This is a genomic window from Streptomyces sp. NPDC004539, assembly GCF_040610055.1.
Classification (GTDB): domain Bacteria; phylum Actinomycetota; class Actinomycetes; order Streptomycetales; family Streptomycetaceae; genus Streptomyces.
This window is the reverse complement of the sequence record NZ_JBEXLS010000017.1, coordinates 13860-40526: the sequence shown is the minus strand read 5'-3', so window position 1 is coordinate 40526 and position 26667 is coordinate 13860. Positions and strand designations below refer to the sequence as shown.

The 26667-nt window shown below is 73.0% G+C and carries 25 protein-coding genes; 18 read left to right on the top strand and 7 right to left on the bottom strand.

Annotated features, from left to right (window positions below; translation table 11 throughout):
• The first annotated feature begins 12 nt into the window (after nucleotides 1-12).
• From ABZX85_RS30540 to ABZX85_RS30505, 8 genes are all read left to right on the top strand, one after another.
• On the top strand, nucleotides 13-819 hold the full coding sequence (locus ABZX85_RS30540) for an acetoacetate decarboxylase family protein (RefSeq protein WP_355875448.1): 807 nt from the start codon (nucleotides 13-15) through the stop codon (nucleotides 817-819).
• A 13-nt stretch (nucleotides 820-832) separates the two neighbouring features.
• A complete protein-coding gene (locus tag ABZX85_RS30535) occupies nucleotides 833-2293 on the top strand; it encodes an aldehyde dehydrogenase (protein WP_355875445.1) in 1461 nt (486 codons plus the stop codon).
• A complete protein-coding gene (locus ABZX85_RS30530; RefSeq protein ID WP_355875442.1) occupies nucleotides 2286-3212 on the top strand; it encodes a 3,4-dihydroxyphenylacetate 2,3-dioxygenase in 927 nt (308 codons plus the stop codon). Before ABZX85_RS30535 ends, ABZX85_RS30530 begins: the two co-directional genes overlap by 8 nt.
• Nucleotides 3213-3223: 11 nt before the next feature.
• Complete coding sequence (locus ABZX85_RS30525) at nucleotides 3224-4072, top strand: fumarylacetoacetate hydrolase family protein (RefSeq protein ID WP_355875440.1); 849 nt, start codon at nucleotides 3224-3226, stop codon at nucleotides 4070-4072.
• Nucleotides 4073-4082: 10 nt separating this feature from the next.
• Nucleotides 4083-4667 carry a TetR family transcriptional regulator gene (locus ABZX85_RS30520; protein ID WP_355875437.1) on the top strand — a complete coding sequence of 195 codons (585 nt, stop codon included), beginning with the start codon at nucleotides 4083-4085 and terminating at the stop codon, nucleotides 4665-4667.
• A 129-nt stretch (nucleotides 4668-4796) separates the two neighbouring features.
• Nucleotides 4797-6269: an APC family permease gene (locus ABZX85_RS30515; protein WP_355875434.1), complete on the top strand. Its 1473-nt coding sequence runs from the start codon at nucleotides 4797-4799 to the stop codon at nucleotides 6267-6269.
• The gene (locus ABZX85_RS30510; RefSeq protein WP_355875431.1) at nucleotides 6266-7753 is read left to right on the top strand and encodes an aldehyde dehydrogenase; all 1488 of its coding nucleotides are present in this window, start codon (nucleotides 6266-6268) and stop codon (nucleotides 7751-7753) included. The genes ABZX85_RS30515 and ABZX85_RS30510 overlap by 4 nt, the downstream gene beginning before the upstream one ends.
• A complete protein-coding gene (locus tag ABZX85_RS30505) occupies nucleotides 7750-8478 on the top strand; it encodes a gamma-glutamyl-gamma-aminobutyrate hydrolase family protein (protein ID WP_355875428.1) in 729 nt (242 codons plus the stop codon). Before ABZX85_RS30510 ends, ABZX85_RS30505 begins: the two co-directional genes overlap by 4 nt.
• Nucleotides 8479-8498: 20 nt before the next feature.
• Here the strand turns inward: ABZX85_RS30505 and ABZX85_RS30500 are convergent, their stop codons facing one another.
• A complete protein-coding gene (locus tag ABZX85_RS30500) occupies nucleotides 8499-9173 on the bottom strand; it encodes a response regulator transcription factor (protein WP_355875425.1) in 675 nt (224 codons plus the stop codon).
• Nucleotides 9170-10402: a histidine kinase gene (locus tag ABZX85_RS30495; RefSeq protein ID WP_355875422.1), complete on the bottom strand. Its 1233-nt coding sequence runs from the start codon at nucleotides 10400-10402 to the stop codon at nucleotides 9170-9172. The genes ABZX85_RS30500 and ABZX85_RS30495 overlap by 4 nt, the downstream gene beginning before the upstream one ends.
• Before the next feature lie 140 nt (nucleotides 10403-10542).
• Between ABZX85_RS30495 and ABZX85_RS30490 the strand changes: the two genes are divergently transcribed.
• Genes ABZX85_RS30490 through ABZX85_RS30470 form a run of 5 tightly spaced genes read left to right on the top strand, consistent with a single transcriptional unit; the run spans nucleotide 10543 to nucleotide 16348 of the window.
• Nucleotides 10543-11373 carry a Tat pathway signal sequence domain protein gene (locus tag ABZX85_RS30490; protein ID WP_355875419.1) on the top strand — a complete coding sequence of 277 codons (831 nt, stop codon included), beginning with the start codon at nucleotides 10543-10545 and terminating at the stop codon, nucleotides 11371-11373.
• Nucleotides 11374-11416: 43 nt separating this feature from the next.
• Complete coding sequence (locus tag ABZX85_RS30485) at nucleotides 11417-12694, top strand: copper amine oxidase (RefSeq protein ID WP_355875416.1); 1278 nt, start codon at nucleotides 11417-11419, stop codon at nucleotides 12692-12694.
• Nucleotides 12695-12719: 25 nt separating this feature from the next.
• The gene (locus ABZX85_RS30480) at nucleotides 12720-14798 is read left to right on the top strand and encodes a molybdopterin cofactor-binding domain-containing protein (protein ID WP_355875414.1); all 2079 of its coding nucleotides are present in this window, start codon (nucleotides 12720-12722) and stop codon (nucleotides 14796-14798) included.
• A gap of 9 nt (nucleotides 14799-14807) precedes the next feature.
• The gene (locus ABZX85_RS30475) at nucleotides 14808-15266 is read left to right on the top strand and encodes a (2Fe-2S)-binding protein (protein ID WP_355875411.1); all 459 of its coding nucleotides are present in this window, start codon (nucleotides 14808-14810) and stop codon (nucleotides 15264-15266) included.
• A complete protein-coding gene (locus ABZX85_RS30470; protein WP_355875409.1) occupies nucleotides 15263-16348 on the top strand; it encodes an XdhC/CoxI family protein in 1086 nt (361 codons plus the stop codon). The genes ABZX85_RS30475 and ABZX85_RS30470 overlap by 4 nt, the downstream gene beginning before the upstream one ends.
• A gap of 392 nt (nucleotides 16349-16740) precedes the next feature.
• Here ABZX85_RS30470 and ABZX85_RS30465 read toward each other — a convergent pair whose 3' ends face one another.
• Nucleotides 16741-18111, bottom strand: coding sequence for a PLP-dependent aminotransferase family protein (locus ABZX85_RS30465; RefSeq protein ID WP_355875406.1), 1371 nt, complete (start codon nucleotides 18109-18111; stop codon nucleotides 16741-16743).
• Nucleotides 18112-18287: 176 nt separating this feature from the next.
• Here ABZX85_RS30465 and ABZX85_RS30460 point away from each other — a divergent pair, with 176 nt between their 5' ends.
• A complete protein-coding gene (locus ABZX85_RS30460; RefSeq protein ID WP_355875403.1) occupies nucleotides 18288-18824 on the top strand; it encodes a hypothetical protein in 537 nt (178 codons plus the stop codon).
• A complete protein-coding gene (locus ABZX85_RS30455) occupies nucleotides 18818-19465 on the top strand; it encodes a LysE family translocator (protein WP_355875400.1) in 648 nt (215 codons plus the stop codon). The genes ABZX85_RS30460 and ABZX85_RS30455 overlap by 7 nt, the downstream gene beginning before the upstream one ends.
• Nucleotides 19466-19588: 123 nt before the next feature.
• Here the strand turns inward: ABZX85_RS30455 and ABZX85_RS30450 are convergent, their stop codons facing one another.
• Genes ABZX85_RS30450 through ABZX85_RS30440 form a run of 3 tightly spaced genes read right to left on the bottom strand, consistent with a single transcriptional unit; the run spans nucleotide 19589 to nucleotide 22298 of the window.
• Complete coding sequence (locus tag ABZX85_RS30450) at nucleotides 19589-20206, bottom strand: hypothetical protein (protein ID WP_355875397.1); 618 nt, start codon at nucleotides 20204-20206, stop codon at nucleotides 19589-19591.
• Complete coding sequence (locus ABZX85_RS30445) at nucleotides 20203-21612, bottom strand: HAMP domain-containing sensor histidine kinase (protein WP_355875394.1); 1410 nt, start codon at nucleotides 21610-21612, stop codon at nucleotides 20203-20205. The genes ABZX85_RS30450 and ABZX85_RS30445 overlap by 4 nt, the downstream gene beginning before the upstream one ends.
• Complete coding sequence (locus ABZX85_RS30440; RefSeq protein ID WP_355875392.1) at nucleotides 21609-22298, bottom strand: response regulator transcription factor; 690 nt, start codon at nucleotides 22296-22298, stop codon at nucleotides 21609-21611. Before ABZX85_RS30440 ends, ABZX85_RS30445 begins: the two co-directional genes overlap by 4 nt.
• Before the next feature lie 113 nt (nucleotides 22299-22411).
• Here ABZX85_RS30440 and ABZX85_RS30435 point away from each other — a divergent pair, with 113 nt between their 5' ends.
• Nucleotides 22412-23257: a DUF3152 domain-containing protein gene (locus tag ABZX85_RS30435; RefSeq protein ID WP_355875389.1), complete on the top strand. Its 846-nt coding sequence runs from the start codon at nucleotides 22412-22414 to the stop codon at nucleotides 23255-23257.
• Here the strand turns inward: ABZX85_RS30435 and ABZX85_RS30430 are convergent.
• Entirely contained in the window at nucleotides 23235-23873 is a 639-nt protein-coding gene (locus tag ABZX85_RS30430) for a TetR/AcrR family transcriptional regulator (protein WP_355875386.1), read from the bottom strand. The genes ABZX85_RS30435 and ABZX85_RS30430 overlap by 23 nt on opposite strands.
• 165 nt (nucleotides 23874-24038) lie before the next feature.
• Between ABZX85_RS30430 and ABZX85_RS30425 the strand changes: the two genes are divergently transcribed.
• Together ABZX85_RS30425 and ABZX85_RS30420 are read left to right on the top strand one after the other, a co-directional pair.
• Nucleotides 24039-25181 carry an FAD-dependent monooxygenase gene (locus ABZX85_RS30425; protein WP_355875383.1) on the top strand — a complete coding sequence of 381 codons (1143 nt, stop codon included), beginning with the start codon at nucleotides 24039-24041 and terminating at the stop codon, nucleotides 25179-25181.
• Complete coding sequence (locus tag ABZX85_RS30420) at nucleotides 25178-26611, top strand: MFS transporter (RefSeq protein WP_355875380.1); 1434 nt, start codon at nucleotides 25178-25180, stop codon at nucleotides 26609-26611. The genes ABZX85_RS30425 and ABZX85_RS30420 overlap by 4 nt, the downstream gene beginning before the upstream one ends.
• The last annotated feature ends 56 nt before the right edge of the window (nucleotides 26612-26667 follow it).

Genomic DNA, 26667 nt, shown 5'->3' with positions numbered 1-26667 from the left:
GGAACCCCCGCCATGAGCAGTGTCCGTGGATACCTCCACCCCAAGACGGCGAGCGGAACCTCGTCGCTGATCCCCGCCCCGCCCTGGCGCTACTCCGGCGACCTGCTCACCGTCGAGTACCGCACCGACCCCGCCCGCGTCCGCGAACTCCTCCCCGAACCCCTGGAGTTGGCGGACGAGGACCCCGGCGCGGTCGCGCTGATCTGGGCCGACTGGCAGTCCTGCTCGGCCTCCGGCGAGGAACTCCTCGACCCGGTGCGCGCCCAGTACAAGGAGGCGTTCGCGGTCGTCCGCTGCTCCTACCAGGGCCGGACCTACTCCCGCTGCGTGTACATCTGGGTCGACAAGGACTTCGCGATCGCCCGGGGACTGCACCAGGGCTACCCGAAGAAGCTCGGCTCGATCCACCAGACCCGCCCGCACCCCTACGGTCCCGCCCCGCGCATCGAGGCCGGCGCCCGGTTCGGCGCCACCCTCGCCGCCGCCGACCGCAGGCTCGCCCAGACCGTCGTCACCCTGCGCGAACCGTCCCCCACGGGCGGCTTCGTCAACGGCCACCCCATGGCCCACCACCGCTGGCTGCCCTCCATCGAGAAGGGCAAGGGCCTCGCCCTCGACGAGCTCATCGAGTCCGGCGCCGCCTCCTTCGAGGGCGGCGAGCCCTGGGTCGGCGACGCCGAACTGGAGCTGTTCGAGGCGCCCACCGAGGAACTGGCCCGCCTGGAGATCCGCGAACCCATCGCCGCGTACTACCGGCAGGTCGGCGTCGTCTGGGACGGCGGCCGGCTCCTGGAGTCCCACACGTCCGGCGCCGAGTAAGGAGCACCCGCACATGACCGACAAGATCACCGTCGCCGGGGTCCGGGTCGACACCCGGCACTGGATCGGAGGCGAACGCGTCGCCTCCGCCACCACCTTCCCCGACACCTCACCCATCGACGGCGGCCCCATCGGCGAGATCGCCCGGGGCGGCCCCGCCGAGGCCGAAGCCGCCGTCGCCGCCGCCCGTGCCGCCTTCCCCGCCTGGGCCGCCACCTCCCGCGCCGAACGCGCCCGCATCCTCCACGCGATCGCCGACGGCGTCGAGAAGCGCATCGACGACCTCGCGATCGTCGAGACCACCGACAACGGCGCGCTGCTGCGGTCCCACCGGCGCGGAGTCATGCCCCGTGTCGCCCACAACTTCCGCTTCTTCGCGGACTGGCTGCTGAAACTGGACCACGAGGACTTCGAGACCCGGGGCCACACCAACCACGTCAGCTGGGACCCGGCCGGCCCCAGCGTCCTGATCACCCCGTGGAACGCCCCGCTGATGCTGGCCACCTGGAAGGTCGCCCCCGCGCTCGCCGCCGGGAACACGGTCGTCCTCAAACCCGCCGAGTGGTCCCCGCTCACCGCCTCCCTGCTCGCCGACATCGCCGCCGAGGCCGGCCTGCCCGCCGGGGTGTTCAACGTCGTCCAGGGCTACGGCGCCGAGATCGGCGACGCCCTCACCTCCCACCCCGACGTCCGCCGGATCAGCTTCACCGGCTCGGTCCCCACCGCGAAGCACATCGCGGCCTCGGCAGCGGCCAACCTCACCCCGCTCAGCCTCGAACTCGGCGGCAAATCCCCCCTGCTGGTCTTCGCGGACGCGGATCTCGACCTCGCCGTCGACCTCGCGGTGGAGCAGTACGACAACGCCGGCCAGGTCTGCCTCGCGGCGACGCGCATCCTCGTCGAGGAGACGGTCGCGGAGGAGTTCACGCGGCGGTTCACCGAGAAGGCGGCCGGGCTGATCCAGGGCGACCCCCGGGACGAGGCCACGGACATTGGCCCGAACATCCACCCCCGCCAGCTGGAGAAGATCGACGGGTTCGTGCGGCGGGCCGTGGCGGCGGGCGCCCGCGCCGTCATCGGCGGCCATCCCGCCGAGGGCCAGTACTACGCGCCGACCCTCCTCACCGGCGTCGGCCAGGACTCGGAGGTCGTCCAGGAGGAGGTCTTCGGCCCTGTCCTCACGCTCCAGACCTTCGCCGACGAGGACGAGGCCGTGCGTCTCGCCAACGGCACCCGCTTCGGGCTCGCCGCCACCCTCGCCACCGGCGACCCCGCACGCGCCGAACGCGTCACCGCGCGGCTCGTCGCCGGGACGGTCTGGGTCAACTGCTTCTTCGTCCGCGACCTCCAGGCCCCCTTCGGCGGCTCCCGGCTCTCCGGGGTCGGACGCGAGGGCGGCGACTGGAGCTTCGACTTCTACTGCGACCTCAAGAACACCGTCACCGCACCGACCGGATGGACGAACCATGGGTGAGATCGTCGGGGCGGGCCTCCTCGCCCACGTCCCCACCATCGTGCTGCCCGAGGAGACCAGGCTCGAACTCAACGAGGGCAAGGAGATCACCCTCGTCACGGGTCTCCGGCAGCTGCGCCGGGACGTCTTCGAGCGGGACGACTACGACACCGTCGTCGTCCTCGACTCGCACTGGGCGACGACCGTCGAGTTCGTCGTCACCGCCCAGCAGCGCCGGGCCGGCCTGTTCACCTCCGAGGAACTTCCGCGCGGGATGAGCCGGATGCCCTACGACTATCCCGGCGACCCCGAACTCGCCCGCAACATCGAGCGGTTCGCGGACCGGCACGGAACCTGGATCACCGCGATCGAGGACGACTACCTGCCGGTCTACTACGCGACGATCAACCTGTGGAAGTTCCTCGGGGAGGGCCTGCCCGACAAGCGGTGGGTGACCATCGGGGTGTGCCAGACCGGCGACATGGAGGACCACCTCAGGCTCGGCCGCGCCCTGGCCGACGGCATCACCGCCACCCCCGGCCGCCGCGTCCTGCTCATCGCCTCCGGCGCCCTCTCCCACACCTTCTGGCCGCTGCGCGAGATCCGCGACCACGAGTCCAGCGACCCGGTCCACATCCGCACACCCGAGGCCCGCGAGGCCGACCGGGAGCGGATCGCCTGGTTCAAGGAGGGCCGCCACGACAAGGTCCTCGACACCATGGACGCCTTCTGGAAGGTCAAGCCCGAGGCGAAGTTCTTCCACTACCTGATGATGGCCGGCGCCCTCGGCGAACAGGCGTGCACCGCCCGGGCCCGCCAGTACGGGGAGTACGAGAACTCCGTCGGCACCGGACAGGTCCACCTCTGGTTCGACCGCCCGGACGAGGGCTGGACCGGCACCGGACTGCCCGTACCCCGCTCCCCGCACAGCCGCTTCTAGGAAGGCCCGCCATGCCCGAGTACCGCCGCATCCTGCTCGACGGCGCCGCCGTCGAGGTCACCGTCGACGGGGACGAACTCGTCGCCGGGGACGGGCGCCGCGTCAAGACCGAGGAGGCGCAGCACCTGCCGCCGGTCGTGCCGTCGAAGGTGATCGCCGTCCACCTCAACCACCGCAGCCGCGTCGACGAGTTCGGCATCGAACTGTCCGCCACCCCGACCTACTTCCACAAGCCGACCTCCTCCCTCAACTCCCACCGGGGCGCGATCGTGCGCCCCGAGGGCTGCAAGTGGCTCAACTACGAGGGCGAGGTCGCCATCGTCATCGGGAGGACCGCGCGGAACATCTCGCAGGCCGAGGCGGGGGAGTACATCGCCGGGTACACGATCGCCAACGACTACGGCCTGCACGACTTCCGGGACACCGACGCCGGCTCGATGCTCCGCGTGAAGGGCTCCGACACGCTCTGCCCGCTCGGCCCCGGCCTCGTCACCGACTGGGACTTCCGCGGCAAGCGGCTGCGGACGTACGTCAACGGGCAGGTCGTGCAGGACGGCTCGACCGACGAGATGGAGTGGGACATGCACTACCTCGTCGCCGACATCGCCCGCACCATCACCCTGTACCCCGGAGACGTCCTGCTGTCCGGGACCCCGGCGAACTCCCGCCCGGTGCAGCCCGGGGACGTCGTCGAGGTCGAGGTCGAAGGGCTCGGCAGGCTCACGAACCACATCGTCACCGGCCCCACCGCGATCCGCGCGGACGTCGGCGCGCAGCCCACCGAGTCCGAGGAGGTGCTGTCCACCGCGCTCGGCGGCGACTGGGAGTTCCGCGGGATCAGGGCGCCGCGCCGCGGGTAGGGTCGGCGGCATGACCGACCCCCGACCTCCCCGCAAGCGCGTCACCGAGTACGGGTCGGGCCGGACCGCCCTGCTGGACGCCGCCGTGCGCGTCGTCGCCCGGGGCGGGCTGCGCAGGCTCACCTACCGGGCGGTCGCGGAGGAGGCCGGGGTCACCCACGGGCTCGTCGTGCACCACTTCGGTTCGCGGGACGCGCTCATCGAGGAGGCCGTCACCCACGCGATCCGCTCCTCCCTGGAGAGCAGCGCGCTCGGCGCGGGCACCGAGGGGGCCGGGGTGTTCATGGGCGCGCTCGCCGACATGGTCGAGTCCGGGCCGGAACTCCAGGCGTTCCAGTACGAGTTGCTCCTCGAAGCGCGCCGCCGTCCGGAGCTGCTGCCGCATCTGCGGGCGCTGTACGAGGAGTACTTCGAGGCGAGCGGGCGGGAGCTGGCCCGGCTCCTGCCCGGCGAGGTGAGCCGGGGGATGTCCCGGCTGGTGTTCGCCGCGCTGGAGGGGCTCGTCCTGCACCAGCTCGTGTTCGGCGAACGGGACGTCACCGAAGAGGCCCTCGCCGAGCTGCGGACCTTGCTGGAGCGGCTCGCCGGGGATTGACGGTCCAGGCTGCCCGGTACACGTGTTTTTCCCGCTCGCAATCCCTTGCCAAATGGATAGCCACGGCACACCATGAGGCAACTCGTTTGGCCTGAAACGAATTCCCCCTTTCTCTGGCAGGTGATCCGAGTGGACAGTCAGACGGCCTCCGCCCAGCGGACCGCGCAGGACGCACCCACCGCAACCACACTCAAACCCAACGCCCTCGGCGTGCTGGGCATCCTCTTCTTCGTGCTCTCCGGACAGGCCCCCCTGACGGGCATCGCCGGAGCCGCACCCATCTCGATCGCCCTCGGCAACGGCTCCGGAACCCCGGCCGCCTACGTCCTCGCCGGGGCCGTCATCCTGCTGTTCTCCGTCGGCTTCGTCGCCATGGGCCGGCACGTCGTGGACGCCGGCGCCTTCTACACCTACATCGGCGCCGGCCTCGGCCGCACCGCCGGCGCGGGCAGCGCGAGCGTCGCGCTCTTCGCGTACTGCGTGATCCAGGCGGCGATGTACGGCCTGTACGGCGCGATCGTCGCCGGGCTGGTCTCCGGGCACACCGGCGTCGACCTGCCCTGGTGGGTGTACACCCTGGCCACCATGGCCGTCGTCCAGGTCCTCGGCGCGGCCGGCATCGAGATGGGCGCCCGCGTCCTCGCGGTGTTCGTGCTCGCCGAGTTCAGCGTCCTGCTCGTGTTCGGCCTGGTCACCCTCGCCAAGGGCGGCGGACCCGAGGGGCTCGGCGTCGCCGACAGCTTCTCCGCGTCGGCGGCGCTGGAGGGGGCGCCCGGGGTCGCCGTGATGTTCGCCGTCGCGTCCATGTTCGGCTTCGAGGCCACGGCGATCTACGGCGAGGAGGCGCGCGAGCCGAAGAAGACGGTCCCCAGAGCCACCTACCTGTCGGTCGTCGTCGTGACCGCCTTCTTCGCCCTCACCTCCTGGATGCTGATCTCGGCCTACGGCGCCTCCAAAGCCCCCGAGGCGGCCGGCAAGGCGCTGGAGAGCGGCGACTCGGCCGCCTTCGTCTTCGCCCCCATGGCCGACCTGTTCGGCGGCTGGGTGAACGACGTCCTCCCCGTCCTCCTCGCCACCTCCCTGTTCGCGGGCATCCTCACCTTCCACAACTCCGCGAACCGCTACCTGTTCTCCCTCGGCCGCGACGGACAGCTCCCCGCCGCGCTCTGCCGCCTCAACACCCGCCGCGCCCCCTGGACCGCCGGCTGCGCGCAGACCGCCGCCGCCGTCCTCCTCGTCGTCCCCTTCGCCCTGGCCGGCAAGGACCCCGTCCTCACCCTCTTCTCCTGGTTCAGCGGACTCGCCGTCCTCGCGATGATGCTGCTCTACCTCCTCACCTCCGTCTCCGTCGTCGTCTACTTCCGGCGCCGGCGCGTCGACACCCGGCTCTGGAACACCGTGCTCGCCCCCGTCCTCGGCGCGATCGGCCTCGTGGGCGCCGTCTGGCTGATCCTCGCCAACTTCACGACGCTGATCGGCGGCGACGCGGCCACGGCGGGCTGGCTCGTCGCCTCGGTGCCGGTCGTGCTGGCGCTGGGTGTCCTCAACGAACGGCTCCGCCGCCGCACGGCCGCCGACTCCCCGGTCCGGAGGACCACATGACGCTCACCCACGACGACTGGCTCCACCGGGCCAAGACCTTCGTCCCGCCCCGCCACCACCTGATCGACGGCGCCGAGGAACCCGGCCACGGCGCCACGTTCCCCGTCGTCTCACCCCGCGACGGCCGTGTCCTCACCGAGGCCGCCGACGCCGGACCCGCCGAGGTCGACGCCGCCGTGGCCGCCGCCCGCCGCGCCTTCGACCACGGCCCCTGGCCCCGCCTCGCCCCCGCCGACCGGGGCCGCGCCCTGATCCGCCTCGCCGGCCTCCTCGACACCCACCGCGACGACCTCGCGCTCGCCGTCACCCTGGAGATGGGCAAACCGATCGCCGACGCCCACGGCATCGAACTCCGCGCCGTCATCAACACGTTCCGCTGGTACGGCGAACTCGCCGGCAAACTCACCGACGAGTCCCCGCACACCGCGCCCGACGCCCTCGCCCTCGTCACCCGCGAACCCGCCGGAGTCGTCGGCGCCGTCGTCCCCTGGAACTTCCCCCTCACCCTGGCCGGCTGGAAGATCGCCCCCGCCCTCGCCGCCGGCTGCACGGTCGTCCTCAAACCCTCCGAGAACTCCCCCCTGTCCGCACTCCTCCTCGGCCGCCTCGCCCTGGAGGCCGGACTGCCCCCGGGCGTCCTCAACGTCGTCAACGGCGAGGGACCCGTCGCGGGCCGCGCCCTCGGCCTCCACCCCGACGTCGACGTCCTCGCCTTCACCGGCTCCACCGCCGTCGGCCGGCACTTCCTGCGCTACGCCGCCGACTCCAACCTCAAACGCGTCTGGCTCGAACTCGGCGGCAAGTCCCCCAACATCGTCCTCCCGGACGCCCCCGACCTCGACCGGGCCGCCGCCACCGCCGCCTGGGGCATCTTCTTCAACCAGGGCGAGATGTGCACCGCCCCCTCCCGCCTCCTCGTCCACACCTCCGTCGCCGAGCAGGTCACCGAGGCCGTCGTGCGACGTGCCCGCGAGCTGCGGGTCGGGGACCCCCTCGACCCCGCGACCGAGATGGGCGCCCTCGTCGGCGCATCCCACCTCGACCGGGTCCTCGGCCACATCGGCGCCGCCCACGACGACGGCGCCCGCCTGCGCACCGGCGGCTCCCGTACCCTCGCCGACACCGGCGGCAGCTACCTCGAACCCACCGTCTTCGACCAGGTCGCCCCCGACAGCAGGCTCGCCCGCGAGGAGGTCTTCGGCCCCGTCCTCGCCGTCCTCCCCTTCGACGACCTCGACGAGGCCGTCGCCCTCGCCAACGACACCGAGTACGGCCTCGCCGCCGGCCTGTGGACCTCCGACCTCTCCACCGCCCACCGCGTCTCCCGCGCCCTCAAGGCCGGCACGGTCTGGGTCAACTGCTACGAGGAGGGCGACCTCACTGTCCCCTTCGGCGGCATGAAGCAGTCCGGCAACGGCCGCGACAAGTCCGCCCACGCCCTGGAGAAGTACACCGAGCTCAAGACGACGTGGATACAGCTGTGACCCTCCGCCCCCTCATCGCGGTCCCCGCCCGCTTCGCCGCCACCACCTCCGCCCTCAGATACGCGGCCGAGGTCAACGCCCGCGCCCTGATCGAGGCCGTCTGGCGGGCGGGCGGCGAACCCGCGACCCTCCACCCGCACGCCCCGGACGGCACCGCCGACCCCGCCGAGATCGCCGCCCGGCTCGCCCGGTTCGACGGACTCCTCCTCCCCGGCGGCGGCGACCTCGCCCCCCACCGCTACGGCGCCCCCGAGGCCCACGACACCGTCTACGACGTCGACGACGAACAGGACGCCTTCGACCTCGCCCTCGCCCGCCACGCCCTGGACACCGGGCTGCCGCTGCTCGCCGTCTGCCGGGGACTCCAGGTCGTCAACACCGTCCTCGGCGGGACACTCCACCAGGACACCGCCGGCCACCGGCACGTCGTCCACTCCGTCTCCCTCACCCCCGGCTCGGCGCTCGCGCGGATCACCGGCGCCGACAAGACGGAGGCGTCCTGCTACCACCACCAGCACGTGGACCGGCTGGGGGAGGGGCTGACGGTGACCGCCCGCGCCGCCGACGGCACGGTCGAAGGGGTCGAACGCGCCGCAGGGGGCGGGTGGTTCGTGGGCGTGCAGTGGCATCCGGAGGACACCGCACGTGAAGACCCGGCCCAGCGGCGGCTGTTCGAGGCGTTCGTGCACGCCCGACGGAGCACGGGGCGGCCGGTGCCGCGCTGAGTGCGGCGGTCGGCGGTCCCTCATCGCGTCATGGGCTCGCCCGTCCCGTGAACCCCCGCGTCCCGCGCCACCAACGCCGCCTGCACCCGGTTCTCGCACCCCAGCTTGGCGAGTATCCGGGACACGTACGTCTTCACCGTGGCCTCGCTCATGTGGATACGGCGCCCGGTGTCCGCGTTCGACAGGCCCTCCCCGAGGAGAGCCAGCACCTCCCGCTCCCGCTCGCTGAGCTCAGCGATCCGGCGCCGGGCGTCCTCGGAGCGCCGGGTCGAGACGCCGTCCACCAGGGAGTCCGCGACATGCCGGGTCGCCTCGGGGGAGAGGAACGCCGCGCCCGAGGCCGCCGCCCTGACCGCGGCGATGAGTTCGCCGGGCGCGGAGTCCTTGAGGAGGAAACCGGCGCCGCCCTGCCGCAGCGCCTGGAGGACGTTGTCGCGCTGCCCGAACGTCGTCAGGATCAGCGCCCGCACCCCGGGCGCGACCCGGCTCAGCTCGGCGAGGGCGGTCAGACCGTCCACGCGCGGCATCTGGATGTCCAGAAGGGCGACGTCGGGACGGTGACAGCGGGCCAGCTCGACCGCCTCCCGGCCGTCCACCGCCTCCGCGACGACCTCGACATCCTCGGCCGAGGCGAGGATCGCCCTGATCCCGGCCCGGATGAGCGGCTCGTCGTCGGCGACGAGGACACGGATCACCTGTGCTCCTGCGTGGGTGCGGGGACCTTCTCGCCGGCGAGGAGGGTCCAGGGGCGGGCGGGGGCGTAGGGGAACATCCCCGCGATACGGAACCCGTCGTCGTCCGTGGGCCCCGCGTACAGCATGCCGCCCACCAGCAGGGCCCGCTCCCGCAGGCTCGTCAGCCCCTGACGTCCGCTCACCACTGCCCGCCGCCGCGCGGCCCGCCGCGGCACCGGCCCGTTCGACACCTCCACCACCAGCGAGTCGGGCTCGTAGCGCAGGCTGACGGTGATGGGCGCGCCCGGCGCGTGCTTGTACGCGTTCGTCAGCCCCTCGTGCGCGACCCGGTACGCCGCGTGGTCGGCGGCCGGGGCCAACGGGCGGCGCTCGCCGCAGCGTTCGAGCCGGACCTCGCCGCCCGCCGACTCCACCAGGCTCTCGATGCCCGCCACCCCCTTGGCCTGCGCCCGCTGCGACGACTCCTCGCTGAGGATCGTCACCACCGCCCGCAACTCGTGCATCGCCGCCGTCGACGCCGTACGCAGCACCTCGACGGCCTCCCGCTGGCGCCCCGTCAGCTCCTGGTCCACCTCCAGCGCCCCCGTGTGCAGGGCGATCAGCGCCAGTTGGTGGCCCAGGCTGTCGTGCAGGTCCTGCGCGATCCGCTGCCGCTCCCGCAACCGCACCTGGTCCGCGAGCATCTGACGCTCCCTCAGTAACTGGGCCTCGTGCTCCTGGACGGTCTGGTACATCGCGAACCGCTGCGTCCAGTACCGGTTCGCCAGCCCGGGAAGCGCGCCGCTCAGCAGGAACACCAGACAGACGTACAGCACGGACACCGGGTTGAGCTGCTCCCACCACAGCCACAGGTCCAGCGTCGCGTACAGCGCGAACGCCAGGGAGAAGAACACCGACGCCCGCACGGCGCCCCGGATCTGCTCGCCCGCCGACCAGCTCGCCGCGACCAGCAGCAGCGTCACCGCGTCGTACGCCCCGCACAGCGCCGCCGCCGCGAGCAGCGAGATCCCCGGCAGCCTGCGGCGCAGCAGGAACACCACGACGACCGGGACGAGGAGCGGACTCACCGGGTCCTCGTCGCCGTACGCGTTCACGGCCTCCATCGTCGCCTGGACCGCCGCGAGACCGGCCGCCAGAAGGAGTTCCCCGGCGGCTCGCAGCCAGGACGTCAGGTTCGGCCCGGTGTATCTCCGCTCCACGGCACGACGGACCCGGGTCAGTGCGCTCACCCGGACACGATAGGGGCCGCTCCCCGGGCCGTGACGGCGACGAAAGTCGCCGCGTCCGACGACTTTCGTCGATCGTCGGCGTCCGCCGGTGGTTCCTACGGTGTGCGGCGGCACCACAGGAACGTGTGAGAAAGGTCTTCATGACGGAGCAGCAGAAAACGGAGCAGGAGAAAGCGGGCACCCGTCGCGGGGCGCGGCGCGCTCTGTGGGGAGCGGGCATAGCCGCCGCGTTCACCGCGGTCATGATGGCGGTGACCCTGCCGTCGGACGCCACGGGAGTCGACCGCCCCGAGAACAAGGGCGCCGCCAGCTCGCCGGACGCCGCACCCTCGGGCGCCGCCTCGCCCGGCGCGGACACCGCCGAGCAGCCCGCGCCGACCGGCGAACAGCGCACCGGACGCGGCCCGTTGACCGCGACGGAGGTCGACCGCGCCAGAACCCTCGCCCTCGGCCGCGCCCCCCTGGCCGGCGCCCGGGGCGTCACCGGCAAACCCGGCCCCGAGTACCTCGACACCGACCTCGCCGACTCCGCCGTACCGGCCGGCGACGAGGCGCGGCGCGTCGAGGTCCTCTTCTACGACTACGGCGCCGACAAGCTCGTCATGCAGACCGTCAACCTCACCGCGGGCACCGTCGAACGCACCGACACCGCCACCGGCGTCCAGCCCCCGCCCTCTCCGCAGGAGACGACGCGCGCCGCCGACCTCCTCGTCAAGAGCCCCGAAGGCGCCGGACTGCGCGCCGACTTCAAGGCGGCCACCAAGGGCAAGGACCTCACCGGCGCCGCCCAGCTCCTCCTCCAGGGGATCTCCTACAACACCGCCGAACAGGCCGGCCCCGCCTCCCTGTCCGCCTGCGGCACCCACCGCTGCGTACGGCTCTTCACGCAGGTGAAGGGCGGGCCCTGGATCGACACGACGAACCTCGTGATCGACCTCAGCGCCGGCACCGTCGGCCGCATCCACCCCTGACACGCCCTGACACCCCCAGACACCCCCCAGCGGAGACCCCCCCATGCGCACCCTCACCGCGCGCCGCGCCGTCCTCACGGCCTCGGCACTGCTCCTGCCCGCGCTCCTCCCCGGCACCACCGCCACCGCCGCACCCCAGCCGCCCGCCCCGGCCTGCGGCAGCGGAGCCACCCCGATCGAACGGACCCTCCCGAACGGCACCGGCTGGACGATGTGCTGGCGGATGAGTGGCACCAAGGGCCTCGTCCTGGAGAACGTCGCCTACAAGCCGAAGAAGGAGAACGCCCCCCTCAAGGTGCTCTCCTCGGCCGCGCTCGCCCAGGTCAACGTGCCCTACGACTCCGGGAAGACCGAGTACAACGACGTCTCCGACATCGGCTTCGGCAACACCGCCGTCGACATCGGACCCGACGAGTGTCCCGGCGGCACCATCGGCTCCGCGTTCATCCCCGCCCAGAACGCCGACGTCAAGGCGCTGTGCGTCATGACGCGACCGCACGGCTACGCCTACCGCAGCGACCTCCAGGACGAGCAGGGCAACACCAAGAAGTACGCGCAACAGGGCGACGACCTGGTGGTCTTCTCCGTCTCCCAGCTCGGCTGGTACGTGTACGTCACCCAGTGGAACTTCTCCGACGACGGCACCGTCACCGGCAAGGTCGGCGCCACCGGCGACCTCTCGCCCGGCGACTACAGCGGGGCCGGCACCGGCTGGCCCATCGGCAAGGGGAACCACGACCACTCCACGAACCACTACCACTCGGTGTTCTGGCGGCTGAACTTCGGCCTCGACGGCTCCCCGAAGGCCAAGGTCGAGCAGTTCGACACCAAGGTCACCGGCCGAGGGTCGGGCTCCGCGGTCCTCACCACCACCAAGAAGGCCGTCACGAAGGAACTCGCCGCCAACACGGCATCGCGACGCTGGTGGCGGGTGGTCAGCGACTCCGGGAAGAACACCGACGGACACGCCCGGTCCTGGCAGCTCGTACAGGAGGCGTCCGCCCCCTACGAGGCCCACAAGTACACCTCCAAGGACGTCTACTTCACCCAGTACCGCGCCTGCGAGGAACTGGCCAGCGGCAACGTCGACCCGGCCTGCCCCACCGCGCGCGGCACCTCGGTCGACAAGTGGGTCAACGGCGAGAACCTCACCCACCCCGTCATGTGGGTCAACGTCGGCTTTCACCACATACCCCGTGACGAGGACCAGACCCCGATGCCGATCCACTGGCAGGGCTTCCAGCTCGTCCCCCGCGACGTCACCGCGATGAGCCCGCTCACCCCGGACGACCTGTCGGGACACAACGGCCAGGACCACTGACCGGCCGACCTCCAGGAGCGCTCCCGTGGACACCGAACGAAGGACCGTCATCCAGGCGCTGACGGCGGCCACCCTCACCCTCGCCGTACCGCTCGGCACCGCCGACGCGGCTCCCGGCGCCTCCCGGGTAGTCGCGAGCGGCACCGAGGAGAAACTCGTCCTGGAGGTCACCACCGGCAACCAGGTGGTGGTGCGCCTGCCCAGGGTCGAGGTCGGGCAGGGCATCACCACCGCCGTCGCCATGCTGATCGCCGAGGAACTCGACGCCCGCCTCACGGACGTCGTCATCCCCCTCGCCGACGCCAGCAGCACTTTTCCCAACCAGTACACCGGCGGCTCCGCCTCCGTCCGCTCGCTGTACGACCCGGCGCGACAGCTCGCCGCCCTCGCACGGGCCAGGCTCGTCACGGCGGCGGCCCGCCGCTGGCGCGTCCCCGCGCGTTCGCTGCGCACCCACGACACGAAGGTGACCGCCCCCGACGGCCGGAGCGCCACCTTCGGCGCCCTCACCGAGGCCGCCGCCCGCATCCGCACCCCCGACGTACCCGCCACCCCCAAACCGGCCCGCCTGCACACCGTCGTCGGCCGCCCCGCCGCCCGCATCGACGCCCGGGACCTCGTCACCGGCAAGGCCCGCTACACCGGCGACCTCACGGTGGCCGGGGCGAAACCGACGGTCGTGGCCCGGCCGCCGACGATCCTCGGCAAGGCGCTCACCGTCGACGACTCGGCGGCGCGGGCCCTGCCGGGCGTCCTCGCCGTCGTGCGGACCGCCGGCGGGGTCGCCGTCGTCGCCGAGACCTTCCACCACGCCTTCCAGGCACGGGACGCGCTGCGGATCACCTGGGCACCCGGGCCGCTCGGGACGCTGTCCGACGACGCGATCCGCAGGCGACTGCGAGCCGCCGTGCCGGCGCTGCGTCCCGCGTCGACGGGGTCCGTCCAGGTCGGCGGAGAGTTCGCGTTCGCGTTCGTCAGCCACGCGCCGATGGAGGTGCTCACCGCGATCGCGGACGTGCGGGCGGACCGGGCCGAGCTGTGGTTCTCCACACAGACGCCGGGGGACGCGCGGGAGACGATCGCGGCGGCGGTCGGGGTGCGGGCGTCGGCCGTGCGTATCCATGTCGTGCGCGGCGGGGGCTCGTTCGGGCGGCGGCTGACCAACGAGGCCGCCGTCGAGGCCGCGCTGATCTCCAAGGCGGCCCGGCGGCCGGTGAAGCTGATGTGGAGCCGGGCGGACGACCTGCGGCACGGACGGATGCGGCCGGCGAGCCAGCACCGGGTGCGGGCGAGCCTCGCCGGAGGGCGGGTGGTGGCGTTCGCGCACGGGGTGGCGGAGGTCGGGGGAGGGGAGGGGGTCGCGCTACGGCAGGGCCAGGGGCAAGGGGCCGTCGGGGTGGCTGCTGAGCCTTCGCCGAGTGACCAGGGCCTGTACAACTTCGGTGCCGTGTCCGGGGACTGGGGCACGGTCGGGCTGTCGGTGCCGGTCGGCGCCTGGCGTTCGGTGTCCTCCGGGACCGTACGGACCGCCGAGGAGATCGTCGTCGACGAGATCGCCGCGAAGCTCGGCAAGGACCCGGTCGCGTTCCGCCGCGCCACCCTGCGCAGCCGTACGGCGGTCGCCGTCCTCGGCAAGGTCGCAGACGCGGGACGCTGGGGCCGCCCGATGCCGCCCGGCACGGCCCAGGGGGTGGCCGTGCACGAGGAGTACGGCTCCTGCGTCGCGTGTCTCGTGGAGATCGACGCCACCGACCGGGGCGCGCCCCGGGTGCTGAGGGTCGTCATGGCCGCCGACGTCGGGACGGCCGTCAACCCCCTCGGTCTGCGAGCCCAGTTGATGGGTACGGCGATCGACGGGATCTCCACCGTCCTGCGGGCGGGCCTGCACATCGAAAGGGGCGCGGTCCGCGAGGGCAGCTTCGCCGACTTCCGGTACGCCCGCCAGCGCCACAGCCCCCTCCGCTTCGAGGCGCACATCATGCCCTCCCTGCGCAGCCCCGGCGGAGCCGGTGAGCTGGGGGTGCCGGCGGCGGCCGGCGCGGTCGCCAACGCGTACGCCCGCGCGACCGGCACCCGGCCCCGCAGCTTCCCCATCGATTTCTGAGAGGCCCCGATGCCCCGCTACTCCTTCGTCCTCAACGGGAAACCGGTGAGCGTCGACACCCCCGCCGACATGCCGCTGCTGTGGGTCCTGCGCGACGTCCTCGGCGTCACCGGCCCCAAGTACGGCTGCGGAGTGGGTGTCTGCCGCGCCTGCACCAGCCATCTCGACGGCGCCGAGATCCAGCCCTGCGTCGTCCCCGTCGCCGACTGCTCCGGACGCCGGGTCACCACGATCGAGGGCCTCGCCGACGGCGACCGGCTGCACCCCGTCCAGCAGGCGTGGCTGGACTGCGACGTCGCCCAGTGCGGCTTCTGCCAGCCCGGGCAGATCATGGCCGCCGTCGCCCTCCTGCGCCGCACGCCCCGGCCCACCGACGCCGACATCGACGGCATCGAGAACGTCTGCCGCTGCGGCACCTACCCCCGCATCCGCGAGGCGATCAAGAAGGCCGCCGGCCGGCCGTCATGAGAGAACTGGCACCCCGCCTCCTGGAGTGGGCCGCCGCCGGTGACGCCTACGCCGTGGCCAGCGTCGTCACCGTCACCGGCAGCGCGCCCCGGCGACCCGGCGCGGCTCTCGCCGTCCACGCCGACGGCACCGTTGTCGGCAGCGTCTCCGGGGGCTGCGTCGAGGGCGCGGTCTACGAACTGGCCCAGGAGGCCCTGGCCACCGGCACGCCCGAACTCGCCCGCTTCGGCTACTCCGACGAGGACGCCTTCGCCGCCGGCCTGACCTGCGGCGGGGCCCTCGACGTCTTCGTCCAGCCCGTCCTGCCGGCCACCCGAACCGCCGAGACCCTGACGGCGGCACACCACGCCGTCAGCACCGGCAACCCGGTCGCTCTCGCCCGGATCGTCTCCGGCCCGCTGAGGGGCGGCACGGTCGCCTGGACGGCGGAGACTCCGTACGGCACGACCGGGGACCCGGTACTGGACGCCGCGCTCCTCGCCGACGCCCGTACCCGCCTGCGTTCCGGCCGCACCGCCCTCCACAGCTACCCGACGGCGGGCCACGCCACCCAGGCCCTCATCGAACCCTGGCCCCCGCCCGCCCGGCTCCTCGTCTTCGGCTCCACCGACTACGCCGCCTCGATCGCCGCCCTCGGCACCTTCCTCGGCCACCACGTCACCGTCTGCGACGCCCGCGCGGTCTTCACCACCCGCGAACGCTTCCCCACCGCCGACGAACTCGTCGTCGACTGGCCCCACCGCTACCTCGCGACCACCCCCACGGACGACCGCACGGCGATCTGCGTGACCACCCACGACCCCAAGTTCGACATCCCCCTCCTCACCGAAGCCCTCCGCCGCCCCGCCGCCTACATCGGCGCCCTCGGCTCCCGCCGCGTCCACACCGACCGGCTCCGCCTCCTCACCGAAGCCGGCCTGACCCCCGCCGAACTCCACCGCCTCCACTCCCCGATCGGCCTCGACATCGGCGCGAACACCCCCGAGGAGACGGCGGTGGCGATCGCGGCGGAACTCATCGCTGCACGGGGGGAGGTGAGCTGCCGCCCGCTGTCGAGGGTGGGGGTGCCGATCCATCGGTGAGCGGGCGATGCCGGCCGCTCTGCCTGGGGCTGTCCACTGAGGCTCACCCGCCCGTTCGCCTGGCTGTAGAGCCGGGCGAGAGAAACACCACGACGTCCGTCCCGGCGCCCGGTTCTTCCCCGCCCGGTCGGCGGTCGAACGCAAGGGTGTCCGGCGCCTGCGCCCAGGCCAGCAGCCAGGCCCGTCCGTCCGGAGCCGTGTCGACGAGCGCCGACAGCAGCCGCTGTCCGAGGCCGCCGCCACACCCCCCAGCTCGTCCACGTCGAAGGCATCGACCAGGGACTCGTCCACCCGGCCGGCACCGAGACGCCGGGTGACGTCGCCGTAGGCGCGGTCGGTGCGGAACGGTGGGGGAGCCGTCCGCCTCGCCCTGCGTGGCCGCTGCGCGGCGGTCAGTCCGTCACCAGGTCCTCGGGGGCCGAGCGGGCCAGGTTCGCGAGGGTGGTGAGGGCTCGGGTGAGGGTGGTGGTGGGAGGGGAGGCGAGGCCGAGGCGGATGGCGTTGGGGACGTGGTGGGGGGAGACGGCGAAGGCCGCGGCGGGGGTGACGGCGATGCCGTGGCGGGCGGCGGCGGCGACGAAGGTGTCGGGGCGCCAGGGGTGGGGGAGCTCCCACCAGCGGTAGTAGGAGCGGGGGTCGCCGTAGGTGGTGAAGGCGCCCAGGTGGTGGTGGGCGAGGGCCTGGCGGTCGCGGGCCTGGCGGCGTTTGGTGTCCACGATGAGCGGGACGCTGCCGTCGGTCTGCCAGCGGAGCATCGCCTCCAGGGCGAACCCCATCGAGGTCCAGCCACCTGAACGCAGCGCGACCGAGAGGGAGTTGGAGATCCACTCGGGGGCGACGACCAGACCGACGGAGAGGCCGGGGGCGAGCCGTTTGGAGAGGCTGTCGATGAACACCGTCCGGTCCGGGACGAGGGACGCGAGGGGAGGCCCGTCGCACAGGAACGACCACACGCCGTCCTCGATCACGGGGAGCCCCAGCTCCGTGATGACCTCGGCCAGCCGCTCCAGGCGGGCCGCCGGCATCGCCAGCGCGAGGGGGTTGTGCAGAGCGGGCTGGACGTAGACGGCGTGCAACGGCGCCGCCCGATGCGCCTCGGCGACCGCCTCGGGGACCAGACCCGCCCCGTCCATGGCCAGCGGGACGAGGGTGACACCGAGCCGCGCGGCGATCGCCTTCAGCACGGGATACGTCAGCTCCTCGACGCCGAGCCGGGACCCCGGCGGCGCCAGCGCGGTCACGGCGGCGGAGATCGCCTGCCGGCCGCCCCCGGCGAACAGCAGCCGCGCCGGATCGGGACGCCACCCGGCCCGCGCCAGCAGATCGGCGCCCGCCTCACGCACGGCCGGCGTCCCCGAGGGCCCCGCCTGCCGCATCGCGTCCGGGAGGGCGTCGGGCCGCAGCAGCCGGGCGAGACCGGCGGCGAGGAGTTCGTCCTGCTCGGGTACGACCGGGTAGTTCAGCTCCAGATCGACGCGGCCGTCGGACGGCTCGACGGCACCGGTCATCGACGCCCCGGACCCGGACCGGGTCCCGACCCCGGACCCTGCCCTGTCCCCGGCCCGCACGAACGTACCCCGCCCCACCTCACCCACCGTGAGCCCCCGGCGGGCCAGCTCCTGGTACACCCGGGTCGCGGTGGAGGCGGCGATGTCGTGCTGCCGGGCGAAGTCCCGCTGCGTGGGCAGCCGGTCCCCCGCCCTGAGCCGCCCGGCCCTGATCTCCTCGGCGACCGCGTCGGCGACGGTCCGATAGTTCGCCACAGCCCCTCCTCCCGTGCACCACGTATCCAAGCAGCTCGATTGCTCCAAGGCCAATGCCCCGCAACAGACCTTATTGAACCGACTATTGATCCGACATACACTCGCGATCGATCCGAGCACGTCCGGCGCAACGGGACGGCATCCGCGAGGAAGGCGGTCTCACCGCAGTGAACGTCATGGCCCACGCCTCACCGCCCGACGCCCACCCCGTCTGCCGCCACTGCTCCTTCAACTCCGTGACGTGCGACCGGAATACGGCCGCAGAGCTGCTCCTGTACTACGCCGCGCAGTGGCGGCGCGTCCTCACCGGACCCGCCGACCTCACCCGCCCCGGCACCGGCACCCCCGCCTGGTCGACCCTGGAGCACGGCTGCCACGTACGGGACATGTGCCTCCTCTTCCATCAGCAGCTCGGTGCAATGCTGGACGCCTCGCGAGATATTGCACCGAGCGGCGTGAGTACTCCGCTCCGCTACCGCGACGAGGACGCCCGGCACGTCGCCGACGAACTGGAGCGGGCCGCCACCGCGCTCGCCGCCCGGCTGACGACGCTCACCGCGGACGAGTGGGACCGCGGAGACCCTCGCCTCCCCGACCTGGACCTCACCCTCGGCGTGCGCACCCGGCACCTCCTGCACGACATCTGCCACAGCCTCCACGGCGCCCTGCGCGCCACCCGACAACCAGCGGAAGACGGTGAACACACGTGGTAGCGACCGGCGGACTGATCGGCGTAGCCCTGGTGGCCCTGGGCATGGTCCTCACCCCGGGCCCCAACATGCTCTACCTCGTCTCCCGGAGCATCACCCAAGGGCGCCGCGCCGGCGTCATATCGCTCGGCGGCGTCGCCGTCGGATTCCTCGTCTACCTGACCGTCACCAACCTGGGCCTGTCCGTCGTCTTCGTCGCCGTCCCCGAGCTGTACGTCGCGGTGAAACTCGCCGGCGCCGCCTACCTGGGGTACCTCGCCTGGACCGCCCTCAAGCCGGGCGGAATCTCGGTCTTCGCCCCGCAGGAGATCCCGCCGGACACCCCGCGCCGACTGTTCACGATGGGCCTGGTCACGAACCTCCTCAACCCCAAGATCGCCATCATGTACCTCTCCCTGATCCCCCAGTTCGTCGACCCGGACGCCGGCCACGTCCTCCTCCAGGGCCTTGTCCTCGGCTCCGTCCAGATCGCCGTGGCCCTCACCGTCAACCTGACGATCGTCCTGGCCGCCGGCACCGTCTCCGGCTTCCTCGCCCGCCGCCCCGGCTGGCTGCGGACCCAGCGCTACGTCATGGGCACGGCCCTCGGCGCCCTGGCCGTCACCCTCGCGCTGGACACCTCGGCGCCGAGCACGTCGAACTGATCGGCGGCCTCCCAGAACCGGGGCCCTTCAAAGCCGGGCCCCTCCAGAGCCGGGCCCCTCCAGAGCCGGGCCCCTCCAGAGCCGGGCCCCTCCAGAGCCGGGCCCCTCCAGAGCCGGGGCCCTTCAGACCCGGGGGCACCGCCCGTCCGACCGCCGTGCGAACCGCTCGCCCCCCGCGAGGAGTTCGACCGTCACCACCGACAGCTCGGGCGCGGCGACGCGGCGCGCGGCGGCGACCGTGCAGACCACCTGGCCGATCCCGAGGTCGGTCAGCTCGCGCATCCTGTCCGGGAGCCGGACGGTCAGCTCGCCCCGGTCCTCGGACACCACCGGAGCGTCCGACGCCCACGGGAACACCGACCGGTCGGAGGGCGGCGTGGCGGAGTCCCCGGGATCGGTGCCCGGGTCGAGGGACGCCGACGGTTCCGCGCTCGGTGACGCCGGCCGGGCCAGCAGCGGCTTCACCTCCGTGGTGATCCGGTCCCCGGGCGGTGGCCCCTCCAGCAGCAGCACCAGCGCGGCGGAGGCGTCCCCCGGCACCTCGACCGGCCGCAGCACCGCCGCCAGCTCCCCGTCCCGCACGAAGTACACGGCCGTCACCGGCGCGATCCCGCTCGCGGGTCCGCCCGCCTCCACCACCCCGGTCGCGGGAATCCCGCACGAGGACATCGCGCCGAGCACGGCGAGCACGGGCAGGACACGGCGGGCGGCACGTCGGACGGCACGGCGGGCGACACTCAAGACTGCTCCAGACCGAGGGGAAGGACGACGGTGAAGACGGCGCCACCGCCCGGCTGGTTCGCCGCCCGGATCGACCCGCCGTGGACCCGGACGTTCTCCGCCGCGATCGCGAGCCCCAACCCGCTCCCCTCGGACCGCGTACGCGCCGAATCCGACTTGTAGAACCGGTCGAAGACCCGGGGCAGCACGTCCGCCGCGATCCCGGCCCCGCTGTCCCGCACCTCCACGACCGCCTCCCGCCCGCTCGCCGTGAGCACCACGGACACCGGCCGCGCCCCGTGCTTCAGCGCGTTCCCCACGAGATTCGCGACGACCACGTCGACGCGGCGGGGATCGACGTCCGCCCGCACCGCGTAAGGCAGTCGAGCCTCCACGGCGTCCGTCCACCCGCGCGCGGCGAGCGTGCGCCGGATCGACTCGGCGAGGTCGATCTCGTCCCGGTGCAGCTCGGCCGCGCCCGCGTCGAACCGTGAGATCTCCATCAAGTCGTCGACGAGGGAGGCGAGTTTGACGGTCTCCCCGCTGATCAGCCGGACGGCCGTCGCCGTGTCCGGGTCGAGCCCCGCCGCGTCCTCGTCGAGGACGTCGGTCACCGCGGACATCGCGGCGAGCGGGGTGCGCAGCTCGTGCGACACGTCCGCGGCGAACCGGCGTGCCCGCGCCTCCAGTTCCCGCAGCTCCGCCACCGACGCCTCAAGGGCCGCGGCCGTCTCGTTGAACGTGTGGGACAGGTCGGCGAGTTCGTCCGACCCGTTCACCGCGAGCCGCGTGTCGAGCCGCCCCTCGGCGATCCTGCGGGTCGCCTGCCGCAGCGCCCGCACCGGCACCAGCACCCCGCGCGCCGCGAACAGCGCGAGCGCCACCGCGAGCAACAGCGCGCCCAGCATGGCCCGTTGGACGCCGGTGACCAGCGCGTCGACGTACGCCTGCTCGACGGTCTGCGGGACGACGAGGAAGACGTGCACGCCGGAGGCCGTCCCGGCCTGGTCGGTGAAGACGACGGACATGCCGACGACGAGGGAGGTACGGCCGTCCGCGCGCACCCGCTGGAAGACGGTCGCGCGGCTGGCAGCGACGGACTCCCGGATCTCCGGGGTGAGTTCGTCGAGCCGGTCCCCGGCGCTGAGGTCCCGGTACTCGGCGAGGACACGCCAGTTGCTCTCGTTGGCCGCGATGTCGGTGGCGAGGCGCAGCAGGTCGGCCTGGGACGGCGGGTAGACGAGGTCGGGCGCCTGCTGGCCGACGTGGGTGCGGAGCTGGCGGATCACCGCGTCCTGGCTCTGCTGGAGGATGCCGGTGCGGGCCTCGCGCAGGGTGAGGGCGCCGGTCGCGGCGGCGGCGATCGCGGCGACGAGGACGAAGGCGACGAGCAGGCGTGAACGCAGGCCGCGGAAGGGGCGGTTCACCGGTCGGCGGTGAAGCGGTATCCGAACCCGCGGACGGTGTGGATGAAGCGCGGGGCGCGCGGCGGCTCGTCCAGCTTGGTCCGCAGCCGCTTCACACAGGCGTCGACCAGCCGGGCGTCCCCGTGGTAGTCGTGCTCCCACACCGCCTCCAGCAACTGCTGGCGGCTGAACACCTGTCCCGGTGACGCCGAGAGCGTCAGCAGCAGCCGCATCTCGGAGGGCGCGAGCGCGACCGGGAGTCCGCCGAGCGTGACGGTCACCCCGGCCCGGTCGACGGACAGGTCCCCGAACACGTCGATCCGCGGCAGCTCGGCGGGGCCGGCGCCCGCTCGGCGCAGGACGGCCCTGATCCGCGCGTCCAGCACACGCGCGGTGACCGGCTTCACGACGTAGTCGTCCGCCCCGACCTCCAGGCCGACCACGATGTCCACCTCGTCGCCCCGCGCCGTCGCCATGATGATCGGCAGCGTCTGGTCGACGGCCCGTATCCGCCCGCACACCTCAAGTCCCGGCAGTCCGGGCAGCATCAGGTCGAGGACGACGATGTCGGGCCGGAAGACCCTGAGCTGGGCGAGCCCCTCCTCGCCGGTCGGCGCCCCGTACACGTCGTGCCCCTGCCGGCGCAGGCCGAGGCCGACCCCTTCGCGTACGGCTCGGTCGTCCTCGATCAGAAGTACACGTGACATTCGCTCAGTAACCGCCAATGGGTGATCAAGAGGACACCGGATCAAACACCCGTTACCACTTCGTTATCGAACGGGCCAGGTGTGATCACATAATCCCACCACGGTGAACCCTCGTGACTCCGCACAAAGCTCCAGGCCCCCGCTCCCGCCGTCGCCGCGCCCCGCGCAACCGCCGCCTCCTGCCCGCGGCCCTCGCGACCCTGGCGGCCGTCGGCGCGATCGGGGCACTGGCGGCCTGGCAGTCCCAGGAGACGACCGCGACGACAGCGGCCCGCCCCTCGAACTCCCCGTCCCGGGCGGTGAGTTCACCGAAGCCTGAGCCTGATCCCAAGGCCACGCCCTCGGTGCCGAGCCCGAGACCCACCGCGTCCCCGTCCCCCTCGCCCACCCCGATCCCGACCCGGGGCCCCGGCGTCTACGACACCGCCCCGGGCGACGGCCCGAAGTCCGGCACGGGCACCCCGATGCGCTACAAGGTCCAGATCGAACAGGGCATCGACCTCTCCCCGGAGGACGCGGCGAAGGAAGTGGAACAGGTCCTCGCCGACCCCCGGGGCTGGACCGCCGACGGGCAGTCCGCGTTCCGCCGCGTCTCCTCCGGTGCCACCGACTTCGTCGTCCGCATCGCCACCGCGAACACCGTCGACGAAGCGTGCGCGCAGTACAGCCTCGACACGGGCGGCGAACTCAATTGCAGCGTCGGCGGGAACGTCATGGTCAACCTGAAACGCTGGCTGACGGGCACCCAGTACTACGCCGACGACATCCCCTCCTACCGCGCCCTCGTCATCAACCACGAAGTGGGCCACTTCCTGGGCCACAACCACGTCACCTGCCCCCGTAGCGGCGCCCCCGCCCCGGCCATGATGCAGCAGATCAAGGGCCTCCACGGCTGCGTCCCCAACGCCTGGCCGTACGACGACGAGGGCCGCCGGATCACCGGCCCGTCGGTGCCGTAGGCGCGGCCCCTCGCGGGGAGGCGCCGGTCGCGCGAATCCCCGCCAGCACCACCCCCACGATCCGCTCCGCGTCCGTACGCGTGAACCGGCGCATGCCCCGGTCGACGACGAGATGCACTGGGCCGGAGATCATCTCCCCGAGGAACGCGCTGTCCACCGGCGGCAGTTCACCCCGCTCCACGGCCGTGTCCACGCGCCGCCGCAGCGCCGCCACCCGCTGGTCGAGGACCTTTGTCAGCGCCTGGACGGTCGCGGCGTGCCGGGCCGGCCGCACCGCCTGCTCCAGCGTCCGGCCGAGCGGTGTCTCCAGCGCCCCGGCCAGGGCCACCAGGAAGTCGGCCAGGTCGCGGTGGAGATCGCCGGTGTCGGCGACCGAGGCGAGGTCCTCGGCGTGGTGGAGCAGGGCGTCGACCACCAGCCCCTCACGGTCGGGCCAGTTGCGGTACACGCTCGTGCGGTGCACCCCGGCGGCCTCGGCGACCTCCTCGTAGCGGAACCCCGCGATGCCGTCGCGGGCGACGAGTTCGACCGTCGCCGCGAGGATCTGCTCCCGCACCCGGGCGTTGCGGCCACCGGGGCGCCGCGCGGGCCCCCGGTCAGCGGTCCCGTCGGCCATCGCCGCGCTCACCTCACGTTCTCTGCTCGGGTGCCGATTGTCGCCAGGGGGGTCGTTGCGGAGCAAGCCGGTGCGCCGTACGCTCGCTTAAAGCGACAGCTTGTTTCTTTAAGGGGTGGGTCGCTGCGACTCCGGCCTGCCCGCACCGACACCTGGAGCCCCTACGTGAACCTCCTCGTCTCCGGAGCCGGCATCGCCGGACTCGCCTGCGCCCGCGAACTGGGCGGCCGAGGCCACCGCGTCACCGTCGTCGAACACGCCCCCGCCCTCCGCCTCACCGGCACCCCCATCGACATCCGCGGCGACGCGATCCACACCGTCCACCGCATGGGCCTGCTCCCGCAGATCCGCAAGCACCGCATCCGGATGTCCGAGCACACCCACTTCGTCGACAGCGCCGGCCGGCCCGTCGCCCGCCTCCCCCTCGCCGAGATCGGCGACTCCGACGACGACGTCGAACTCCTCCGCGAGGACCTCCTCCGCATCCTCGCCGACGCCCTCCCGGCCACCGCGACGATCCGCTTCGGCGACTCGGTCGCGGCCCTGACCGACGACGGCCACGGCGTCGACGTACGGTTCACGTCCGGCCGTACCGGGCGCTACGACCTCGTCCTCGGCGCCGACGGCCAGCACTCCACCGTCCGCCGCCTCGTGTTCGGCCCCGAGGCGGAACACCTCCGGCACCTCGGCGTGTACCTCGCGCTCGCCGACCACCCCCGCGCGGCGGGCGGGGAAGGGCCGAACGCGATCCACAACGTGCCCGGACGGATGGCCGGGCTCTTCCGGTACGGCGGGAAGGCCGTCGCCGTCTTCCAGTTCCGGTCGGAGGCGATCGAGTACGACCACCGCGACCCGGACGCGCAGAAGGAGATCCTCGCCGACGCCTTCGCCGGCCACCGCTCGTGGCGGATTCCGGAACTCCTCGACGCCGCCCGCGCCGACCCCGCCTTCTTCCTCACCTCCGCGAGCCAGATCCACCTGCCCGCCTGGCACCGGGGCCGCGTCGCGCTCGTCGGGGACGCCGGGTACAGCCCGGCGTTCCTCTCCGGCCGGGGCACCTCGCTCGCCCTCACCGGCGCGCACTTCCTCGCCGAGGAACTCGAACACGCCGAAGAACGCGAACACGCCGACCACACCGCCGCGTTCACCCGGTACGAGACCCGCCAGCGCCCGTACGTCCGCTTCGCCCAAGGGCGTGCCCACCTCGGCCGCGACCGCATGCTGCCGCCCACCTGGGACGCCATGGCCGCCCGCGACGAGGCGTTACGAGGGGCCGCCCCCTCGGACGCCGGAGAGATCACCCTGTGACCGACACGCTGGAGAAGCCCGCCACCGCCGTCCACGAACACCGCTGGAGCAGGCGGCTCGTGCTGTGGGCGACGGTCCTCACCCTCGCCAACGTCCTCGCCGACCTCGTCATCGGCTCGCCCATGATGGTGCTGCCGCAACTGCTGGAGCACTTCGACACAGACCAGGCGGCCTGGCTCAGCGCGAGCGCGCTGCTCGCCGGGGCGATCTGGTCGCCGCTGCTCGCGAAGAGCGCCGACCTCCACGGCAAACGCCGGATGCTCGTCGTGACGCTGCTCCTCGCCTGTGCGGGAGGCGTCGTCTGCCTGCTCGCCCCGAACCTCTTGATCTTCCTCGCGGGACGCTTCCTCCAGGGCGCCGCGTTCGCCGCCGTGTTCCTCTCGGTGACGCTCGTCCGCCAGATCTGCGCCCCGGGCGTCGCGATGGCCGTGGTCGGGCTCGTGACGTCCGGCTCGTCGGTCGTCGGGATCGTCGAACCGTTCCTGATGAAGCCCCTTGTCGACGCGGTCGGCTTCCGCGGCGTGTTCGCCGTCGCCGCGGTGTTCGCCGGGCTCGCCGCGCTCTGCGTACGCGCCGTCCTGCCCGAGTCGCCGGTCCGCGGGGGCGGCCGGATCGACGTACGCGGGGCGCTCCTGCTGGGCGGCGGGCTCGGCGCCGTCCTCGCCTGGACGACGCTCGGGGGAGAGCACGGCCGGTTCTCCGGGGGCATGCTCACGCTACTGGCGGCCGGGGTCGTCGCGCTCGCGGCCTGGGCGTTCCTCTCCTTCCGCGTCGCCGAACCGGTCATCGACCTGCGAGCCCTCAGCCGCCCGATCCTCCTGACGCTCCTCGCCCTCGTCCTGGCCGCCGGCTCCTTCCGCGGCATCCTCCAGCTCACCGGCCTCATCGCCCAGATCCCGCCCGGCCTCGGGCTCGGCTACGGGCTGGGACACGGCGAGTCGATCGACGTCCTGCTGGCCGCGCCCAACGTCGGCATCGTCGTCGGCGGCACCCTCGCGGGCCGGCTCGCGGGCCGGTACGGCCCCGCCCTGCCCCTTCTCGGCGGCATCGCCCTCGGCGCGGCGGCCACCTTCACCATGCTGGCCGGCGTCTCCTCCCTCCCGCTCGCCGTCGGCTGCGGCGCCGTCGTCGGCATGGCCGCCGGCGCGATCGGCGCCTCCGGCTACAACCTCGCCACCAGCCTCGAAGCCCCCGAACGCCAGGGCACCACCGCCGGCCTCGTCTCCGTCGTCCTCGCCCTCGGCTCCGTCGTCTTCACCTTCGCCGGAGGCGAGATCCTCAGGGCGACGGAGATCCCCGGCCGGTCGGCGGCCGGCGCCCCCGTCAGCACCGCGACCGGTGTGCAGCTGTACGTCGTGACGGCAGGTGTCCTGTTCCTCCTCGCCGCGCTCCCCGCGACCTTCCTCGCCCGCCGGGCCGGCCGGCGCTGAGCGGAGGAGAGAACATGACCGAAACATCACCCCTACTACGTCATGTAACGCATTGA

Excerpts from the sequence above, each read along its gene's own strand:
- ABZX85_RS30540 (WP_355875448.1), top strand. The coding sequence starts at position 13 with ATGAGCAGTGTCCGTGGATACCTCCACCCCAAGACGGCGAGCGGAACC.
- ABZX85_RS30535 (WP_355875445.1), top strand. The coding sequence starts at position 833 with ATGACCGACAAGATCACCGTCGCCGGGGTCCGGGTCGACACCCGGCAC.
- ABZX85_RS30530 (WP_355875442.1), top strand. The coding sequence starts at position 2,286 with ATGGGTGAGATCGTCGGGGCGGGCCTCCTCGCCCACGTCCCCACCATC.
- ABZX85_RS30525 (WP_355875440.1), top strand. The coding sequence starts at position 3,224 with ATGCCCGAGTACCGCCGCATCCTGCTCGACGGCGCCGCCGTCGAGGTC.
- ABZX85_RS30520 (WP_355875437.1), top strand. The coding sequence starts at position 4,083 with ATGACCGACCCCCGACCTCCCCGCAAGCGCGTCACCGAGTACGGGTCG.
- ABZX85_RS30510 (WP_355875431.1), top strand. The coding sequence starts at position 6,266 with ATGACGCTCACCCACGACGACTGGCTCCACCGGGCCAAGACCTTCGTC.
- ABZX85_RS30490 (WP_355875419.1), top strand. The coding sequence starts at position 10,543 with ATGACGGAGCAGCAGAAAACGGAGCAGGAGAAAGCGGGCACCCGTCGC.
- ABZX85_RS30485 (WP_355875416.1), top strand. The coding sequence starts at position 11,417 with ATGCGCACCCTCACCGCGCGCCGCGCCGTCCTCACGGCCTCGGCACTG.
- ABZX85_RS30475 (WP_355875411.1), top strand. The coding sequence starts at position 14,808 with ATGCCCCGCTACTCCTTCGTCCTCAACGGGAAACCGGTGAGCGTCGAC.
- ABZX85_RS30470 (WP_355875409.1), top strand. The coding sequence starts at position 15,263 with ATGAGAGAACTGGCACCCCGCCTCCTGGAGTGGGCCGCCGCCGGTGAC.
- ABZX85_RS30460 (WP_355875403.1), top strand. The coding sequence starts at position 18,288 with ATGGCCCACGCCTCACCGCCCGACGCCCACCCCGTCTGCCGCCACTGC.
- ABZX85_RS30440 (WP_355875392.1), bottom strand. The coding sequence starts at position 22,298 with ATGTCACGTGTACTTCTGATCGAGGACGACCGAGCCGTACGCGAAGGG.
- ABZX85_RS30430 (WP_355875386.1), bottom strand. The coding sequence starts at position 23,873 with ATGGCCGACGGGACCGCTGACCGGGGGCCCGCGCGGCGCCCCGGTGGC.